Origin of the sequence: Paenibacillus sp. IHBB 10380, assembly GCF_000949425.1 — a bacterium.
GTDB lineage: Bacteria > Bacillota > Bacilli > Paenibacillales > Paenibacillaceae > Paenibacillus_AQ.
The window spans coordinates 685,163-701,884 of record NZ_CP010976.1 but is presented as its reverse complement, the minus strand read 5'-3'; the positions used below and the strand labels follow the sequence as shown (position 1 = coordinate 701,884).

17 protein-coding genes and 1 pseudogene are annotated in these 16,722 nt (G+C 43.3%); 10 read left to right on the top strand and 8 right to left on the bottom strand.

Going from position 1 to position 16,722, the window contains the following annotated elements:
• Positions 1 to 6: 6 nt before the first annotated feature.
• Positions 7 to 2,160: a (Fe-S)-binding protein gene (locus UB51_RS02975; protein WP_044876007.1), complete on the bottom strand. Its 2,154-nt coding sequence runs from the start codon at positions 2,158 to 2,160 to the stop codon at positions 7 to 9.
• 172 nt (positions 2,161 to 2,332) lie between these two features.
• Here UB51_RS02975 and UB51_RS02970 point away from each other — a divergent pair, with 172 nt between their 5' ends.
• From UB51_RS02970 to UB51_RS02950, 5 genes are all read left to right on the top strand, one after another.
• Positions 2,333 to 2,914, top strand: coding sequence for a fatty acid metabolism transcriptional regulator FadR (locus UB51_RS02970; RefSeq protein ID WP_044876006.1), 582 nt, complete (start codon positions 2,333 to 2,335; stop codon positions 2,912 to 2,914).
• Between the two features lie 22 nt (positions 2,915 to 2,936).
• Positions 2,937 to 3,707 (top strand): electron transfer flavoprotein subunit beta/FixA family protein, encoded by a 771-nt coding sequence (locus UB51_RS02965; RefSeq protein ID WP_044876005.1) that lies wholly within the window; start codon positions 2,937 to 2,939, stop codon positions 3,705 to 3,707.
• Between the two features lie 21 nt (positions 3,708 to 3,728).
• Positions 3,729 to 4,703 carry an electron transfer flavoprotein subunit alpha/FixB family protein gene (locus tag UB51_RS02960; RefSeq protein ID WP_044876004.1) on the top strand — a complete coding sequence of 325 codons (975 nt, stop codon included), beginning with the start codon at positions 3,729 to 3,731 and terminating at the stop codon, positions 4,701 to 4,703.
• Positions 4,704 to 4,869: 166 nt separating this feature from the next.
• The gene (locus UB51_RS02955; RefSeq protein ID WP_044876003.1) at positions 4,870 to 5,511 is read left to right on the top strand and encodes a 3'-5' exonuclease; all 642 of its coding nucleotides are present in this window, start codon (positions 4,870 to 4,872) and stop codon (positions 5,509 to 5,511) included.
• Positions 5,512 to 5,681: 170 nt separating this feature from the next.
• Positions 5,682 to 6,038, top strand: coding sequence for a hypothetical protein (locus UB51_RS02950; protein WP_044876002.1), 357 nt, complete (start codon positions 5,682 to 5,684; stop codon positions 6,036 to 6,038).
• A 160-nt stretch (positions 6,039 to 6,198) separates the two neighbouring features.
• Here the strand turns inward: UB51_RS02950 and hflC are convergent, their stop codons facing one another.
• A complete protein-coding gene (gene hflC / locus UB51_RS02945) occupies positions 6,199 to 7,062 on the bottom strand; it encodes a protease modulator HflC (RefSeq protein ID WP_044876001.1) in 864 nt (287 codons plus the stop codon).
• Complete coding sequence (gene hflK, locus UB51_RS02940; protein WP_052676100.1) at positions 7,059 to 8,114, bottom strand: FtsH protease activity modulator HflK; 1,056 nt, start codon at positions 8,112 to 8,114, stop codon at positions 7,059 to 7,061. Before hflK ends, hflC begins: the two co-directional genes overlap by 4 nt.
• Positions 8,115 to 8,399: 285 nt before the next feature.
• Between hflK and UB51_RS02935 the strand changes: the two genes are divergently transcribed.
• The gene (locus UB51_RS02935; protein WP_044876000.1) at positions 8,400 to 9,089 is read left to right on the top strand and encodes a helix-turn-helix domain-containing protein; all 690 of its coding nucleotides are present in this window, start codon (positions 8,400 to 8,402) and stop codon (positions 9,087 to 9,089) included.
• A complete protein-coding gene (locus UB51_RS02930; protein WP_144406940.1) occupies positions 9,005 to 9,964 on the top strand; it encodes an IS3 family transposase in 960 nt (319 codons plus the stop codon). The genes UB51_RS02935 and UB51_RS02930 overlap by 85 nt, the downstream gene beginning before the upstream one ends.
• Before the next feature lie 206 nt (positions 9,965 to 10,170).
• Here UB51_RS02930 and UB51_RS02925 read toward each other — a convergent pair whose 3' ends face one another.
• On the bottom strand, positions 10,171 to 10,581 hold the full coding sequence (locus tag UB51_RS02925) for a carboxymuconolactone decarboxylase family protein (RefSeq protein ID WP_044875999.1): 411 nt from the start codon (positions 10,579 to 10,581) through the stop codon (positions 10,171 to 10,173).
• A gap of 71 nt (positions 10,582 to 10,652) precedes the next feature.
• Between UB51_RS02925 and UB51_RS26800 the strand changes: the two genes are divergently transcribed.
• On the top strand, positions 10,653 to 10,826 hold the full coding sequence (locus tag UB51_RS26800) for a transposase (RefSeq protein WP_082063006.1): 174 nt from the start codon (positions 10,653 to 10,655) through the stop codon (positions 10,824 to 10,826).
• Between the two features lie 220 nt (positions 10,827 to 11,046).
• On the opposite strand, the gene UB51_RS02915 is transcribed toward UB51_RS26800, so the two are convergent.
• Entirely contained in the window at positions 11,047 to 11,628 is a 582-nt protein-coding gene (locus tag UB51_RS02915) for a TetR/AcrR family transcriptional regulator (RefSeq protein ID WP_044875997.1), read from the bottom strand.
• A 96-nt stretch (positions 11,629 to 11,724) separates the two neighbouring features.
• Positions 11,725 to 12,735: a fumarylacetoacetate hydrolase family protein gene (locus tag UB51_RS02910; protein WP_044875996.1), complete on the bottom strand. Its 1,011-nt coding sequence runs from the start codon at positions 12,733 to 12,735 to the stop codon at positions 11,725 to 11,727.
• A 165-nt stretch (positions 12,736 to 12,900) separates the two neighbouring features.
• Here UB51_RS02910 and UB51_RS02905 point away from each other — a divergent pair, with 165 nt between their 5' ends.
• Both UB51_RS02905 and UB51_RS26795 read left to right on the top strand, forming a co-directional pair.
• Positions 12,901 to 13,923, top strand: a complete 1,023-nt coding sequence (locus UB51_RS02905) for an MBL fold metallo-hydrolase (RefSeq protein WP_044875995.1) — start codon at positions 12,901 to 12,903, stop codon at positions 13,921 to 13,923.
• Between the two features lie 157 nt (positions 13,924 to 14,080).
• Positions 14,081 to 14,476: pseudogene (locus UB51_RS26795) on the top strand (IS110 family transposase); the annotation flags it as partial.
• A 417-nt stretch (positions 14,477 to 14,893) separates the two neighbouring features.
• On the opposite strand, the gene UB51_RS02895 reads toward UB51_RS26795, so the two are convergent.
• Both UB51_RS02895 and UB51_RS02890 read right to left on the bottom strand, forming a co-directional pair.
• Positions 14,894 to 15,346 carry a DUF3888 domain-containing protein gene (locus tag UB51_RS02895; protein WP_234405529.1) on the bottom strand — a complete coding sequence of 151 codons (453 nt, stop codon included), beginning with the start codon at positions 15,344 to 15,346 and terminating at the stop codon, positions 14,894 to 14,896.
• 169 nt (positions 15,347 to 15,515) lie between these two features.
• On the bottom strand, positions 15,516 to 16,568 hold the full coding sequence (locus tag UB51_RS02890; protein WP_052675741.1) for a leucine-rich repeat domain-containing protein: 1,053 nt from the start codon (positions 16,566 to 16,568) through the stop codon (positions 15,516 to 15,518).
• Positions 16,569 to 16,722: the final 154 nt, after the last annotated feature.

The window sequence follows — 16,722 nt, the reverse complement described above, 5'->3', positions numbered from 1 at the left end:
TTCTATTTAACGGATGGGATGATCCCCGAATACGGATTGCTCCAAGATTTCTGCGATATCCTTCGCTTTGACCTGTTCTTCAACTTCCTTCATCTTGGTACCGTCCTCCATCATCGTCAGGCAGTAAGGACAAGCACTGCTAATGACCGTTGGTTTGACTTCCAGTGCCTGCTCGGTCCGAGCCAGATTCACCCGCTTACCCGACGTCTCCTCTAACCACATCATGCCGCCACCAGCGCCACAGCACATTCCGTTCTCACGATGCCGCTTCATCTCCGCCATTTCCACGCCTGGTATAGCTTTCAGGATATTGCGTGGTTCGTCATACACATTGTTGTAACGCCCTAGATAGCAGGAGTCGTGATACGTAATCCTCTCCTTCACTTCATAACGGGGATTCAGCTTCCCTTGCTGGACTAACTGATCAAGTAACTGCGTGTGATGGTAGACTTTCACCCCTTCAAGTCCAAATTCGGGATACTCATTCTTCAATGTATTGAACGTATGCGGACAGGCGGTTACAATCTTCCGAACACCATATTTCTGAAAGATTGCAATGTTATCGGTGCATAGCTGTTGAAACAACATTTCATTGCCCATTCGGCGTGGGGTATCACCTGAGTTCTTCTCCTCGTTCCCCAGAATGGCAAAGGAAATGCCTGACTCATTCAATAAGCGAGCAAAGGCTCGGGAAATTGAACGGCTTCGAAGATCATAAGAGCCCATCGAACCTACAAAGAACAAGTATTCAAATTCAGGGTTCTCCCTCACCGTTGGCACTTGAACCCCGCCTATATCTCCAATCCATATGGCGCGGTCGTTCCGGTTCAAGCCCCACGGATTACCCTGCCTCTCAATATTCTGCATTGCACGTTGTCCCTCGTGAGGAACACTGCCCTGCATCAACACCAGATGTCTGCGCAGATCTATAATTTTATCGACGTGTTCATTACTGACTGGACACTGATCTTCACAATTACGACAGGTTGTGCAGGACCAAATTTCATCTTCCGTTATGACATCACGGATAAGCTCCAATTCTTTAGGTTTCTTGTCCTGTACAATCCATGTTGATTTATGCCAGTCGAGTGTCGGCATGATATTCGTGATGCCGCTATCATTTGCATTCCATTCAATGTCATTTGCCTCCTCAATTATTAGTGCATGACTCCCACTCGAAGAAAACATATATTGAGGTACCCAAGGTGACTTCCCCGTTATGGATGCTCCCTTCTCCACCATATGATCCCGTAACTTCGTAATGAGGTGCATTGGCGATAGCACTTTGCCCGTACTGCTCGCAGGACATACATCCGTACAGCGTCCACATTCCACGCAGGCGTAGAAATCGAGCATTTGTTTCTGCGAGAAGTCCTCGATCTTGCCGACACCGAAAGATTCAGCATCTTCGTCTTCCAAATCTAACTTTGTGAGCCGACCTAAGGGTTCACTACGACGGAACCATATGTTAATCGGAGCGGTCATAATATGAAAATGTTTCGACTGTGGCACATAGACCAAAAATGATAAGAGAATCAACAGATGCACCCACCACAACGCAATGAACCAACCATATGCCGTTACACTTGAAATTCCAGTAAAAGCTAATGCGAGAACGGAGGATATCGGAGAATAACCTGAAAGATTCAGATTCAACCATAAACGTTCGAAACTTAAACTTAGTACAACAGATAACATTAAGAAGAAGATGAAGAAAATGACGATGCTTGGTTTCCAACCTTTCTTCAACCGGGTAAGTCTTTCGCCATATCTACGATAAGCAGCGTAGCCCATAGCTACCAAGATTAGAAATACAGTCACTTCCTGCATAAGCCCGAACACTTCATACCCGGGAATCGGTAAATGTTTACCCCCTGTTAAGCCTTTCACGATCAGATCCAAAGCACCGAACTGCAAAATAATGAATCCGTAAAAAATGACGATGTGCATCAATCCACTTTTGGGATCCTTCATCAACTTCTTCTGTCCGAACACCTGTGACAGAAACTCTGCCCATCTCCCTTTACCACTTTTCCGAAAGTCCGCCGATCCTCCGAGCCGCAGGTACAGATAGCGATGATACACTGCTTTATAGAATAAATAGATGCCGTAGCCCATTACCACCAAAAACAAAAGGAAATTCGCAGTCTGCCAACCCATCTCACCTCATCCTTTCTTTGATAGAATGAACTAAAGTTTACACTCCCAGGTTCGCCTTTAATTCAATTTATATAGATAATATATTGACTTCATGCACCTTTTCCCTATGATTATAAAAAAAATGAATGAGGGCTCATTCATTTTTCATACACTAACATCGAGGTGTGTCTCCATGATAAGTAGAAAACATGAGAAGTTTGAACTGATTTTGGAAGCTGCATTAAAAGTCATTGCAGAGAATGGCTTTCATGGATCTCAGATATCCAAAATTGCTAAGGAGGCGGGTATAGCAGACGGTACAGTCTATCTTTATTTTAAGAACAAAGAAGATATTCTTATTTCCCTCTTTCAACAACGATTAGGTGATTTAGTCAGCATGTTCAAAAGCAGCGTTCGTGAAACAAACTCGGCAGATGATGCCATACGCAAAATTTGTGAGATCCATTTCACCGAATTGGAACAAAACGTAAACCTCGCCTATGTGACACAAATTGAGCTTCGCCAAAGTTCGCTTGAGCTACGTAAAGCGATTGGTCATGTCGTGAAACCCTATATCCAACTGATTGAGAACATTCTAGAGCAAGGAGTACAGGAGAAGTTATTTCGACCTGACCTCGATATTAAGTTAACCCGTTTGTTATTGTTTGGGGGAATGGATGAGGTTGTCACCTCTTGGCTCACCTCTGGTAGGAAATATTCGCTATCTGCCCAGGTAGACAAAACCGTGGAATTTTTCTTGAAAGGTTTGAAATAACCGTTAGAGAGGGGTTTGTCACATGAATATCTATGTCATCCTCAAACAAACGTTTGATACGGAGGAGAAAATTGTTATTCAAAATGGAGATATTTTCGACGACGGCGTTAAATACATCATCAATCCATATGACGAATATGCAGTCGAGGAAGCGTTACGCCAAAAAGAACAGCACGGAGGAAATATCATCGTCGTTTCCATTGGACCAAGCCGCATAGCCGAAGCGTTAAGAACCGCCCTTGCCATGGGGGCTGATGAAGCGGTGCACATTTCCGACGACCGAATCGTTGGTGACGAGTTCACCCTCTCCAACGTATTGGCTGCATATTTCAACAAACAATCCTACGATCTTATTCTCGGAGGTCATTTCTCCATTGATAACGGAGGAGGTCAAGTGGCCATTCGACTCTCACAACTCTTGAACATTCCACATGTTGCTTCAATCATCAAAGTTGACGTTAGCGAACATCAAGCCCTTGTCCTTCGTGATTCCGAAGGGGATACCGAAACGGTCGAGGTTACTCTCCCTGCTTTATTCACTGCACAGCAGGGGTTGAATGAGCCGCGCTACCCCTCATTGCCCGGTATCATGAAGGCGAAGAAGAAACCATTTCACCACCTCACCCTAGATGATTTAGGTCTTACAGAAACCGAAATCCGTACCAAGACAGAACGAATCTCCCTCTTCCTTCCTCCTCAACGTAAGTCAGGTCAAATTCTGCAAGGCGAGCTTAACCAACAAGCTTCCGAACTCGTTCACCTTCTTTTACATTCTGATGTGAAAGCCATTTAATCCAATAAAGGGGATGTCCATATGAGTAAATCATACGTTGTCATCGCAGAAGTACGCGGCGGCAAGCTACGGCAGGTCACTTTAGAAGCACTTCAGGCTATTACTATCGTTAAAGAGGACGGAGATCTAGTTGCGGCAATTTTATTAGGACATCAGATTTCAGCTATTTCTGAGCATTTATCCCAGTACGTTAGCGGACAGATTCATGTCATCGACCATGTAGATTTGGAAACATACAATGCCGAAACTTACTTTTCTGCTATTCAGAATGTATTGGACACCTTGAACCCGCATGCTGTTTTCTTAGGACATACCGCTGAAGGGCGTGACCTTGCCCCGATGATTGCAGCATATTTACACGCAGGTCAACTCTCGGACGTGATTTCCATGGAGAAGGTTGAAACAGAGGTTCGATATACCCGACCTCTCTACGCGGGTAAAGCCTTTGAACAAAAAAAATTCATCGACGGTCCCCAAGTCGTTACGATACGTCCCAACAATATGGCTGCAGCTGACACCAACGACTCGCAAGCGGATATCGTTACAATCGCCTATTCTCCTCCTTCATCGCTTCGTTCCATTGTGAAAGACGTCATCCGCAAAACCTCAGGCAAAGTTGATCTAACAGAAGCTAAAATTGTCGTGTCTGGTGGTAGAGGTGTTAAGAGTGTAGATGGATTCAAGCCTCTCCAAGAGCTGGCTGAAGTATTAAATGGAGCTGTTGGCGCCTCCCGGGGAGCATGCGATGCGGGGTATTGTGATTATGCCATGCAGATCGGACAGACCGGTAAAGTGGTCACTCCTGAAATCTACATCGCCTGTGGAATCAGCGGTGCCATCCAACACTTAGCCGGTATGAGTCAATCTCGCATCATCATCGCCATCAATAAAGACCCTGAAGCGCCTATATTCAAATTGGCCGATTACGGCATCGTCGGAGATTTATTCGTCGTCGTTCCACTCTTGACGGAAGAGTTCAAGAGAGCGATGGCTTGATATTAGAATGACCCATAGCTACTCAAATGAGAGCTATGGGTCATTCTTAATATTTGACTGGAACGTTTTATATGATTGTATTTTCTACTATGCCACGATAGTATTAATAGTGACATTAACGATATAGCTATTCATATCTGACACGAATAATAAGGAGTTCTTACATATGGATTTTGTAGCAATTGACTTTGAAACAGCGAACGCCAACAGATCAAGCGCCTGTGCTTTAGGCCTTGTTGAAGTACAAGGAGGCATCATTACATCAGAACAAGTCTGGTTAATCGATCCAGAGCAGCATTTTGACTATAGAAATATACAGATCCACGGGATTACTGAATCTATGGTTAGCGGAATGCCCACGTTCCATGAGCTATGGCCAACGATCGAACCTCTCCTGCAAGGAAAACAGATTGTTGCGCACAATGCTTCTTTTGATATGAGCGTTTTACGTTACTGTTTAGATAAATCTCTCATAGATTACCCTACTTTCCAATACTTCTGCACCTATCTACTCAGCAAAAAAATGTTGCAAGGCATGCCTTCCTATAAATTAAATGTTATTGCTGAATATTATGACATTCCGCTCAACCATCATGATGCATTAGATGATGCTCGTGCATCTGCTACGATTCTATTGAAACTACTAGAACAGGAACAATACTCGGGTCCAATGCAACTCTCCATCGCTCATGGTTGCAAGATAGGGTCGATGTTTACTGGAGGTTATACCCCCTTCTCGGCTCCTGCAAAGAAACGTCCGAAGAAGTCATCCCCTAGAAATCTCCTAACAGCAACTCCAACCTTATAACTACAAAGAAGACAAGTGACCGGAATATCCGTATGCTTGTCTTCTTTTAAATAATATATATCCAGATTATCATTTAGCTGATATATTAGTTAATATATTACTTTTAAATAAAAATTTGAGATAACTACACATCTACCGTTCACTCCAGATCGAGAAGGGAGGTGAAATCAATGAAAAAAGTAGTCCTAATCGTACTATTAGCTTTCTTCTCCATCTCTACTAACGCATTTGCCGCATATACTGCAACATCACATGATTTGCATGTTGGCCAATTTGCTCAACATAAAATGAGCGTCGGCCTTTGGAGCGCTACGAATGAAACAGTTCAGTTAACACTTTATACCAAAGGACCCCTTGGTCAACTTGACCAAAAGTTCTCAACTACCGTAAATATAGGTCCAACCATCCCGAGTCCAGTGGTATTTGACGTTGGTTATCTGTCCCCATCATCAACCTATGTAATTAAAGGTCAATTTCAAGGCTCATATGGCAGCCTCGGACCTATTGACTTAATCCCAGTATATTAATACAAAGAAAAAAGACAAGCGTACTGATATTTCAGTCGCTTGTCTTTTTATATTCCAGATCATATTTATTCGTGATGTCCACAAAGTTCACCCGTTTGCGCAAACATTAAATCAAAAACCGTCCCTCTCCGAAACATCGGATAAAACATAGTTTATGTTACTACTTACCTAACAATATTTTCGCATAAGGTGAATCGATGGGCAGCATGATCACAGGTTCATTCTTCAGCGTCACGACATAACTCTCTAATGTCCGATAGAAGCTATAAAACTTTGGATCACTACCATATGCTAGATTATAGATCCTTGCAGCTTCTCCCTCGCCCTCCGAAATAATCTTCTTGGCATCGGCTTTCGCTTGGGCAAGAAGCTCCGTAGACGTGCGATCCGCTTTAGACGTTATTTTTCGTGATTCCTCGTCACCCTCAGACAAATAACGAGCAGCAATAGATTGACGGTCAGAAATCATTCGATTATACACACTTTGCTTATTTTCCTCTGGTAAATCGGTACGCTTGATGCGTACATCAATCACCTCAATACCATAATCATCTCTCGTTAAAGCTGAAATAACATCCTTCGTTATCTCATCGTTGATGTTACCGCGCTCTGTATTTTCACTAATGATATTCTCATAGTTAACTTCCGATAACTTACGACGAACAGCGTTGTATACTGCTTCATCTATTCGTTGGACACCACCACTAACCGATTGAACAGTTCTTAAAAATTTCGAAGCGTTATTAATACGCCATACCGTGTAATTATCAACGACAATTGGCTTCTGATCCTTCGTTAGTATGGTCGTAGGCGTGCTTTCATAAGTCATCTGATATTTAGGAAGAGTGGAGACATTCTCCACAAACGGAATTTTAAACTTTAATCCTGGCTCTGGTACTGCTCTTATTGCTTCACCAAATCTAAGAACGACCTTATACTCTCCTTCTTTGACGATATACATAGAGCCCGATGCCAGAATAAGTATAAGTAGCACCGATATAAGAGCTATCCATTTGTTCTTCATTGTGCATCGCCTCCTTGTGGAGCAGTTGTTGCAGGTGGGTTTGTTGGTGTTGTAGTCGTTTTATTAGAACCGCTGCGCAACAGCTCATTTAATGGCAAGTAATTAACGGTATCACTGTTAGAATTCGTTATAAAAATTTGAGCATTAGGCAGTATTTTCTCTAATGTTTCTAATATCAAGCGACTCTCCGTAACGTTTGGATTTTTCTTATACTCTTTGAATATTGCATTAAATTGGGCCACATCACCTTGGGCATTCAATATCCGCGACTTTTTCTCACCCTCCGCGTTCTCTATAAGGGCTTGTGCCTCGCCTCGAGCCTTTGGAATGAGATCATTCTCATATTTCGCCGCATTATTAATTTTCGTATTTTTCTCTTCTCGAGCATTCGTTACTTCACGGAATGCTTCTGTAACCTGACCACCTGGCGGTTCAATATCTTGGAATTTAATATCAATAATTTGGATCCCGGTATTGTACTTGGTCTGCAACTCCAACAGCTTCACTCTAACCTTATCTTGAATGACGGTCTTCCCATCTGTAATCGCATAATCCAATTTCTCTGAACCGATTACCGCACGTATAGAGGAGCTTGTCGCATTACGCAAAAATTGCTCTGGATCATCAATATTGTATAAATAATCGCGAATATTACTTATTTTCCACTGAACGACAGCGTCCGCCGATACGATATTCTCATCTCCCGTTATCATCATCGCTTCTTCTTCAACTAAAACAGATTTATCACCTTCATCGCGATAACCGATGTGAATCCGTTGCGTCAGCTCTGCTGGAACCGTTATAACCTGTTGAATCGGGTAAGGCCATTTGAAGTGCAGTCCTGCCGAGGTCTCATTCGAATACTTACCGAATGTAAGTACGGCAGCACGCTCTTGCTCTTGCACCGTATAGAACGATGATGATCCCACAAAGATAATAATGATTGCCGCTGCAAATCCAATCATTATTTTCTTATATGTTCCAGGCTTTAACTCAGGCATTTTCCGACCCGTCGTGCTTTGATTTACATTCTGATTATTACCTTGATCCATGAAACCCAATAATATCTCTCCCCTTCTGAACAAATGGTTCACTACAGGGGATAGTACGTAAGAGTGAGGGAAAGGTTACCATTATTTAAATTTAATGATTATCTCTACTTGATGAGTATGATAACCAAGAAAAAAATCAATTTTACTGTTAAGTATCCCATTCTGAAAAAGAGAGACTGATGCATTAAAATAGCAGGTCAAGGTGGTTATCCTGATACGCTCCCATCATAGTAGACAGTAGAAAAAAACAAACCTTCTACTACTACAATGATGGGAGTTTTTCTAATGTCTAAAAGAAGTCCTACTTCTTTAGAAGTAAAATTACACGCCGTTCAGCGGTGTCTTGGGCATAAGTCAAATCCAAACTATGAAGCAAAACAGCTCGGGGTAAGTAAGGGAACCGTCACGGATTGGATAAGAAAATATAAGGCAGATGGTTTGGAAGGGCTAAAGGAATCAAAGACATGGAAAACATACTCAAAGAAAGCGAAGCTTGCTGCTATTAAAGAGTTATTGTCTGGTCATTACTCCTTATCAGCGGTAACAAAAAAGTACCATATTTCAAGTACAAGTGTCCTGAGGAATTGGATTTCCAAGTATACTAGTGAGATAGAATTGAAACCTACTCGTAAAGGAAAGGGACTATCTCATATGAATAATGGACGTAAAACATCTTTTGAAGAACGCATTGAAATTGCACAATATACCATCGCTAATGATTTGGATTATCAGAAAGCGATCGCAAAGTACGATGTATCCTATCAGCAAGTGTACGCATGGGTTCGGAAATATCAAGGAGGCAGTGAGGATGCTCTCAAGGACAATCGCGGTCGCAAAAAGCCTGTAGAGGAACTAGATGAGCATGAACGTCTTAAGCTACGGATCAAGCAATTAGAAGCTCGGAACGAATACCTGGAGATGGAGAACTCCTTCGCAAAAAAGTTGGCACAGATCAAGCAACGAAATACACGCTAACCCTCGTTCGACAAGTAGACTTGTATCATGCGATTCAAGAACTGAACAAAGAAAAAGGTTACGCAATTACGAAGTTGTGTGCGTTAGCAGGGGTTGCTCGATCTGCCTATTACAAGTGGTTAAACTGGACGCCATCTGCCAGGGAACTTGAAATTCATGCGCTAGCTAAAGAAGTGAAGCTTCGTTATGACAAGCGAAAAGGGATACTTGGGTATCGTCAAATGCGTACTCAGCTAAACCGAAAACTCAAAAAGACTTACAACAAAAAACGCTATTATCGAATCATGCGTGCTCTTGGACTCAAAGCAGTCATCCGTAGGGAACGGCCGAGCTACGTGAAAGCCTCTGAAATCCATGTCGTTGAAAATGTAATGAAACGTAACTTTGATGCCAATTCTCCTAATTCAAAGTGGTGTACGGATGTCACCGAGTTGAAGTATGGGAATGGTCGCAAGGCCTATTTAAGCGCTATTATCGATGTATACGATAACGCCATTGTTTCATGGGTATTAAGCCATTCCAACAACAATAAACTCGTGATGGATACGCTGAAGAAGGCTTACAAGAAGAATCCCAGTGTAACCCCACTCCTCCAAAGCGACAGAGGCTTCCAGTACACATCTCATGAGTATAATCGACTCCACGTAAAATATGGATATATGAAAAGCATGTCTCGTGTGAGCCGATGCTTGGACAACCAACCTATTGAACGATTTTGGGGTACTTACAAATCAGAAAGCTATTATCTTACAAAGTTTCACACCTATGAAGACGTCTTTAAAGACGTTAGCGAATATATTCGCTATTACAACAACTACCGCTATACAGAGTGTTTGGGTGGTTTGTCACCTAATGAATACCGCCGAACTGTATAACAAAAAACCTCAGCTCTGTTCAAACCAGCCGAGGAATCGAGGTCTAACTATTTTTGTTTTTTACACTGTCCACTTGACAGGGAGCACTTCATCCTTGACCTGCTATTTGGAATTTCTGGTCCATTGTGGCTTGCTTCAATAGTTTTATGGGCGAGTGAAAGCCACCCCGATAGTGTAAATACATTCGATCCTCTTTGTCAGGTTTGTCATTCCTGCTCTTGTGATGTCTCTACTTTTACATTTCTTTCCTCAAACACACGCTTTGCTACAGAAATAGCGTTGAGTACGCGTGGGAAACCTGCATAGGATATGCAATGGGTAATCGCTTCAACGACTTCGTTCGTAGAGAGACCAACATTAAGAGCCCCGTGAAGATGGGCATAAAGTTCTGAGTCGACTCCACCTTGGGTTGTCAGGGAAGCAATCGTCAACAGTTGCCGCTGTTTTGGGTTCAGTCCTTCTCTGGAATAAATATCGCCAAATGCAAACTCGATTATGTAGTTAGCAACGTCAGGAGCAATATCTTTCAGTGATTCGATTACACGTTCTGCTGCTCCTCCGCCCCCGCCTACTTCCATTAGTTTGTTCCATCCTCGTTGATAGCGTTCTGTCGTCATGTTGCAGCCTCCTAGAAGTAAATTTCATGATCACCATATTTTTGGTATATATTCTACGTTAATACGGAAAAATGCAGACCGGTTTTGAACATAAAAATGCAGAGATGAAGAGGTTCCACGGTATGGCAACAGCCAAGTACCGAGGTCTATTTCGTATGCGAATACAGACGTATCTCACAGCATTTGTTGTGAATGTGAAACAAATGGTAAAGCTAGTCGAGCAAAAGCAGTCCGCCCTCGGATGAGGAGCGAGCTGCTTTTTAGTATTCTCGATTACATTTCCAAATTGAATCTCTCTTTACTCAAAAGCAAGGCTTTTGCAGGGCTCTCAGAGAGGGCACTTTTTTTAAAAGTGTCCATCTCTCGGGTCATAGTTCAGTTTTCCGGCTATGCATCTTCTTTCAATTGTTCTAGAGTTAGAGCTGCGAAAGCAGTCTTAGGCATATTTAAAGAAATCAACAAAGCTTATGACTGAGACAAAATTCCTTTAACAAATAATGAGACACTGTGCTTGTAGAACTCTTCCTCGGTGACGAGTTGGGACTGATATTGCCGGTGAATCAGCTCGCTCATCTGAAATCCGTAGCACATCGAGAGAAAAGACATGGCGGCAAGACGCTCATCCTGTCTGGCTATAACTTTTTTCTTCTGCAGGCGCTCAAAATATTCAACCAGCAAGGAGTGCAGCTTCACCGGCGGATCGGCCAGCACTCTGTCCAATTCGGGAAGCATTCCTTTGTCGCGGATACCAATCAAAATGATGTCCGCATTTTTATGGAAAAACAAACGGTACTGCTGGCTTACATTCAGCAGATCGACTTCCGGATTATCGGTCGCTTCCTCTTTTAACAGCTTCTCGAATTGCGGGATATCCGAATGTCTTTCAATGATGGCTTCCAATATGCCTTGCTTGCTTCCAAATTGCCGGAAAATCGTAGATTCATTGACTTTAGCTTCTGTTGCAATGGCTTTGGTGCTTACTCCCCGATAGCCCTTCTTTTTGATGAGCCTTGTCGCGGCTTCAATGATTCTGTCTGAAGTTTGCATTGTATTTCTCCTTTTGCATGCATATGTTAAACCTATTCTACTACAAGTTTTGCATATGCAGCAGGGTCGGGGTTCATCATTTTCATAAACGTTTATTTAAGGTAAATCGCTTCTTTTTTCCCAGCGGCTTGGTTCCGTAATCTTGACATGATCAGGCACCAATTGCGTAAGCGTGCCTAATTTATCGAATGTAATCTGGATTCGGTCAGAGGGCAACAGCCATTGTTCGGTCTCGATTGCGCAGCAATCCGGTATCGTCCCCATTCCTATAATCGTGCCCGGGAGCGGCGTGAAAACTTTGAGAACCTCCTCCATCACTTTTACAGGGTGTGCAGAGTACTCGGATGTGCTTCCCTTCCAGTGCAGTCTCTCCCCGATGCGTACATCCACATCCAGTGCTAGCGGGTTGTCGATTTCATCCGGCGTAACCAGAAATGGTCCTATTCCTTTGCTGCGATCAAAATCTTTGCAGCGCGTCGGTCCGGTCAGCGACTGGAAATCCGGCCACTGCACATCGCGGACAGTACTGTCGTTAAAAATAACATAACCTGCAATGCAGTTCCCCTTCCCTGTAACAAAGGCCAGCTCCGGCTCGATATCCAGGTAGGAAGAGTACGAAGGCCAATGAATCGTATCCCCATCGCCAATTAATGCATTATGGTTACACTTGTAATAACTGAAAGTTACTTTATTTGGATCTTGCTGGAATTTTTCAGCAATTTTTCGTTTAAGCTCTTCTCTTTCCGGCCCTGTATATTCTCTTTGCAGCAGATTTACGCCAGCATTTCTCAGATGTCTTGGCGTCAGCCCGAAATCGATAAGCGCAGCCGAATTCGGAACCGGCGGCAGCAGTTTTACCGCTGCAATCGGGCAGATTTCATTTTCATTGAATTGATGCGACTGTTCAACAGCATATTGCATCAATTCCTTAGCGGCATCATAACTTACCGGCAAATAATGAAGGTAGCTGTCCATACTTTCAAGACTGTCAACGAATGTTCCCTGCTGTTTCATGATTGCCGCAAAAGACACGACAAATTTCTCGTTAATTACAAGCCCAAACAAAGGTTCCTGGGATGTCTTGGTTTGAAAGGTTACTAGCTTCATGTTGCAGCGCCTCCATCCATGTAGTGTGATGTTGTTCTGTTACTATCATATAGCATAGAACAAATGCATGCAAGTACATGCTTGCATTTCTGTTTTCCATTCTCTATAATAAAGACATAGTCAGTATGCCTTACCCCAAAAACATATACGCAAAGGAGAATTTTCATGAAGTATGGACGTATTATCCAAAAACCTCGCGTTAAATTTTTTGAAGTCGCAGATGGCGTCTTTGCCGGTATTTCGCCGTATCGCGGCATCAGTTGGGCCAATGCCGGGTTCATCAACAAGGGTGATGGGCTGGTGTATGACACGTTCTTCGATTTGTTCCATGCGCGGGAAATGCGGGAGGCTTTTATGGAAGTAAGCAACGGCAGCTCTCCCGCATATGTGGTGAACTCGCACTATAACAGCGACCATGCCTGGGGAAACAAAGTGTTTGAAGATGCTTGCATTATTATGCACAAGGAAGCGTCCAGAGAGCGTCTCACCGAAAATATCGCCTGGATGGACAGCGTCATCAGAAGAGGAAAGGATTCTCCGGAATCGACTTCGGGCGAGCGGTTTTTTGCAGCGGAATTTGAAGGATTCGACCTGGAAGGCGTAGAATGGGTGCTCCCGAATATTGAGATAAAGGACGATATCAACATCCGTCTTGGCGATACGGAAGTTATGATTTACAACGTAGCTCCGGCCCACTCTGACAGTGACTTGCTGCTGTGGATGCCAAAAGAAAAAGTGCTGTTCGCCGGCGATGTCGTGTTTAACGGTTGTACGGCATACAGCGAAGAGGGAACCATCAATTGGATTAAAGTGCTTGATCGCATTATTGATGAAATTAAACCCGAAATCGTTGTTCCAGGACATGGCGCCATCTGCGGCTTGGACTTCGTGAAGGAGCAGAGAGACTACCTCCTGAACCTGATCAGCGAATTCAACAAGCATTACAATGACGAAATTGATTCCTTGTCCCTGACCAAGCAAATTGATATTTCCCGCTTCCTTCATTGGATTCAGCCAGAACGCTTGTATGTTACAGTGGATATCCTATTGAAAAGCAAACGAGGGTTACCACCCCTTCCAATTTGGAACGAGGTGCCTGCTAAGCTGGAAGACATGAAAGCTTTTTTGGCCGGAAAATATGGCAATCAGATCAAGCCATGGGACCCTATGAGTGTTTGGCAAGAATAGCAATTTGAAGCTAACGTACGAAAAACAAAAAAACGGCCCTGTCGCAAACGATGCGAACAGCGGCCGTTTTTTTGAATTGTTCCACGGAATTAAAATCGGCGCTTAGAACCGATTATGAAGAAAAATGGAGATGGACTTATGACTTACTAGTAGAACTCAAAAGTTACTTGAAATACAAGGTGTAAATACAACGAGCTTAGCTGGTGTACTGGGCGAGGCTGGTGATCTAAGCAACTATGCACTTGGAAATGCTTTGTTACGACATGCCGGTCTAAATTTGACTGAGGCGAGTTCCGGTAAGTGGCGTGGTAAAATGACGCTCAGCAAACGCGGCCGCCCCCGTCTGCGGCGGTTTCTCTATCTCATGACAATGTGTATGGTAATGACCAATTCGGATGTCAGGGCTTTGCACCACTTCAACGTGGAAGTAAAAAAGCTAATGAAAATGAAATCCATTATGAAATTATGCGGTAAAGTTGCCCGTATGCTTGTTGGTCTGGCTAAGTGCCGCGAGGCTTACGACTCGAACAAAGTCTTTCCGCAAGCAGCCTAAACCAAAAAGACTCACCTCACCAGATCATGCATTCGCAGGATAATAAGAAGCACGAAGTATCGGGAGACGTTACGCAAAAGGGCTCGGACCCGTTCCGTTAGAAAGACCGACCTCCACCCCTTAGATAGATGTGACGAAGAATGAAAGGGCTTAGACCCGTTGAGACATGGGAGAGAGAATCGCTAGGGCTACGTGGAGACGTGCATATTATGGAACGATATGGGTGATGTACACACACCTTTGTTCCTGCATGCCCTTTTTACTCTCCCGCAGCTACTGGCTCCTCCATGTCTTCTTCGCTCACACTTACCATAGGGTGAAATCCTGCGAATTCATGAGTCTGAGTGAGGAAATTGAATCATTTCGAGGGAGCTTAATGCAATAAGGAGATGTTCTATCCTGAGTCCGATAGTTCAGTTATTTCACAGGTTTCTTGACAATGTCCTGCCAATGAGGAGGGAGCTCATAAGTCTTTAAGTGGGTGTAATTAACCAGTTTAACCTCAGGTCCCGCTGAAATTTCAAACGTTAACCTGTCTTCTCCGACAGAAATATGTGATCCGACAACAGGCGTCACATCGAGCGTTATTGATAAGATGAATCCACGAAATCCATTTATCCTCTTTGAGTCCACTACATCAACGAAATACGGATATACTAGCGGCGGTTCCAGCAATAAACGTTGATAATAATCCCGAACAGCATCGTTCATATATGGATTTAAAAAATTCATAAGCATATCCTGCAATCTCAGCTCTTCTGAGTCTTCATGAGGAGTGTGATAACTAGTTTCGGCGTTTGATTGCATAGGAGATAGCAGGCTCAATGCCACAGTCAGAAAATCAGCTATAATGATTTTTTTCATAATCATTGATTACACCTCATCCAAGTTTACAGATAGGGTGCCCAATTTATGTTTACATGAGTAATAATTCCATGCAATACTGCCCGTTAGCTTAATAAAAGAGCAGGATACCGAAGTACCTGCTCATCAATGTGTATTACTCAACTATCGTATCCCGTTAGCGTAACGCATTAAGCTATTGTTCTGATTCAATCGTTTCCCATAACGAGTCCCGTGACACATTAATGTATTTCAGTTGCTTCATATCATAGAGGAAATCAGGCTTCCGATTGATCATACACATTCCTAAGTCCAAGATTCGCAGGCGCTTCAGCTTCTCTAACTCGGGCGGTAGCTCATGGATCGAGGTGTATTGAATCGTAAGCCTCTCCAGTTGTTCCAGCTTTCCAATCTCCGGTGGGATTCGGTTTAGGCTGATCTCTTCCTTCGGCTTGATCCGATACCCTGGAGTCGGCCGATCCGAGCTCGCACAATGGATGCAAAGCTCTCTCAGGTTCTTCAGCCTGGCTATTGATGCGGGAATACTCTCCAAATCAGCCGTCATGATTGTCAAGCGTTCAAGCTTGCTTAATTCGAATAGCCCTTCGGGTAGACGATAAAGATCCTGTTCAAAAATTTCTAGATCACGCATCTCTGTAAGCTCCCGGATTCGCTCAGGCAGCTCTGTCAGCCCATGCCCACTTATATAAATCCAGTCAGCTTTATGCTTAATGGCATCATCTAGCAGACGATCCAGGTCCCGGTGAGACTTTAATTCCAAAAAAAGCCCTGTAATTCGATCCATCAGTTCGATTGCTTCTTCCTCAGTTACTTCCATACCATACATATGTTCATGTACAACCGAGTAAAGGTAGTCTCCGCCACCTTCTTTCAAGAAACACAAGTCTTCCGGTAGGCTAGGATAAATCCAATCCGACAGGCGGTTTGCCATTTGCTTCAGTAGGTACCCGCTTTCTTCGCAGCATCTATAAAAATTGTAGGTTCCTACGGTATAAAAGGCATGACTGCGATAGGTATTACTTATTTGTGTAACTTCATCCATATTATCGTCTTGGATTACGATTGTTTTCACCAGATAGGGTTCCAGCTCTTCCAATACGCTTGTGTAATGGCCCCGTACCACATCAGCCGATATTTTCTCCCCAAGTACAAAACATTCCGAGTTCCGTATTGCCAAATCTATTACCTGCTCGTAAGCTTCACCTTTAGGGTCTGTATACATTCTCATCCCATAAGTCTCCATTCCCATTCAAAGTAATAATATTTCTATTGGCATGATACCATAATTTGGAGCTATCCTGCCCATTAGTGCAATAAAAGACTGCCGCAGCAGCCTTTCCGTTAGTTGAATATTCTAATCTAATTTTAATGCAGAAAAAATG

Coding starts and splice junctions, on each gene's coding strand:
- UB51_RS02975 (WP_044876007.1), bottom strand. CDS start 2,160: ATGGGTTGGCAGACTGCGAATTTCCTTTTGTTTTTGGTGGTAATGGGC.
- UB51_RS02970 (WP_044876006.1), top strand. CDS start 2,333: ATGATAAGTAGAAAACATGAGAAGTTTGAACTGATTTTGGAAGCTGCA.
- UB51_RS02965 (WP_044876005.1), top strand. CDS start 2,937: ATGAATATCTATGTCATCCTCAAACAAACGTTTGATACGGAGGAGAAA.
- UB51_RS02960 (WP_044876004.1), top strand. CDS start 3,729: ATGAGTAAATCATACGTTGTCATCGCAGAAGTACGCGGCGGCAAGCTA.
- UB51_RS02955 (WP_044876003.1), top strand. CDS start 4,870: ATGGATTTTGTAGCAATTGACTTTGAAACAGCGAACGCCAACAGATCA.
- UB51_RS02950 (WP_044876002.1), top strand. CDS start 5,682: ATGAAAAAAGTAGTCCTAATCGTACTATTAGCTTTCTTCTCCATCTCT.
- hflC (WP_044876001.1), bottom strand. CDS start 7,062: ATGAAGAACAAATGGATAGCTCTTATATCGGTGCTACTTATACTTATT.
- hflK (WP_052676100.1), bottom strand. CDS start 8,114: ATGGATCAAGGTAATAATCAGAATGTAAATCAAAGCACGACGGGTCGG.
- UB51_RS02935 (WP_044876000.1), top strand. CDS start 8,400: ATGTCTAAAAGAAGTCCTACTTCTTTAGAAGTAAAATTACACGCCGTT.
- UB51_RS02925 (WP_044875999.1), bottom strand. CDS start 10,581: ATGACGACAGAACGCTATCAACGAGGATGGAACAAACTAATGGAAGTA.
- UB51_RS26800 (WP_082063006.1), top strand. CDS start 10,653: ATGCAGACCGGTTTTGAACATAAAAATGCAGAGATGAAGAGGTTCCAC.
- UB51_RS02915 (WP_044875997.1), bottom strand. CDS start 11,628: ATGCAAACTTCAGACAGAATCATTGAAGCCGCGACAAGGCTCATCAAA.
- UB51_RS02910 (WP_044875996.1), bottom strand. CDS start 12,735: ATGAAGCTAGTAACCTTTCAAACCAAGACATCCCAGGAACCTTTGTTT.
- UB51_RS02905 (WP_044875995.1), top strand. CDS start 12,901: ATGAAGTATGGACGTATTATCCAAAAACCTCGCGTTAAATTTTTTGAA.
- UB51_RS02895 (WP_234405529.1), bottom strand. CDS start 15,346: ATGATTATGAAAAAAATCATTATAGCTGATTTTCTGACTGTGGCATTG.
- UB51_RS02890 (WP_052675741.1), bottom strand. CDS start 16,568: ATGAGAATGTATACAGACCCTAAAGGTGAAGCTTACGAGCAGGTAATA.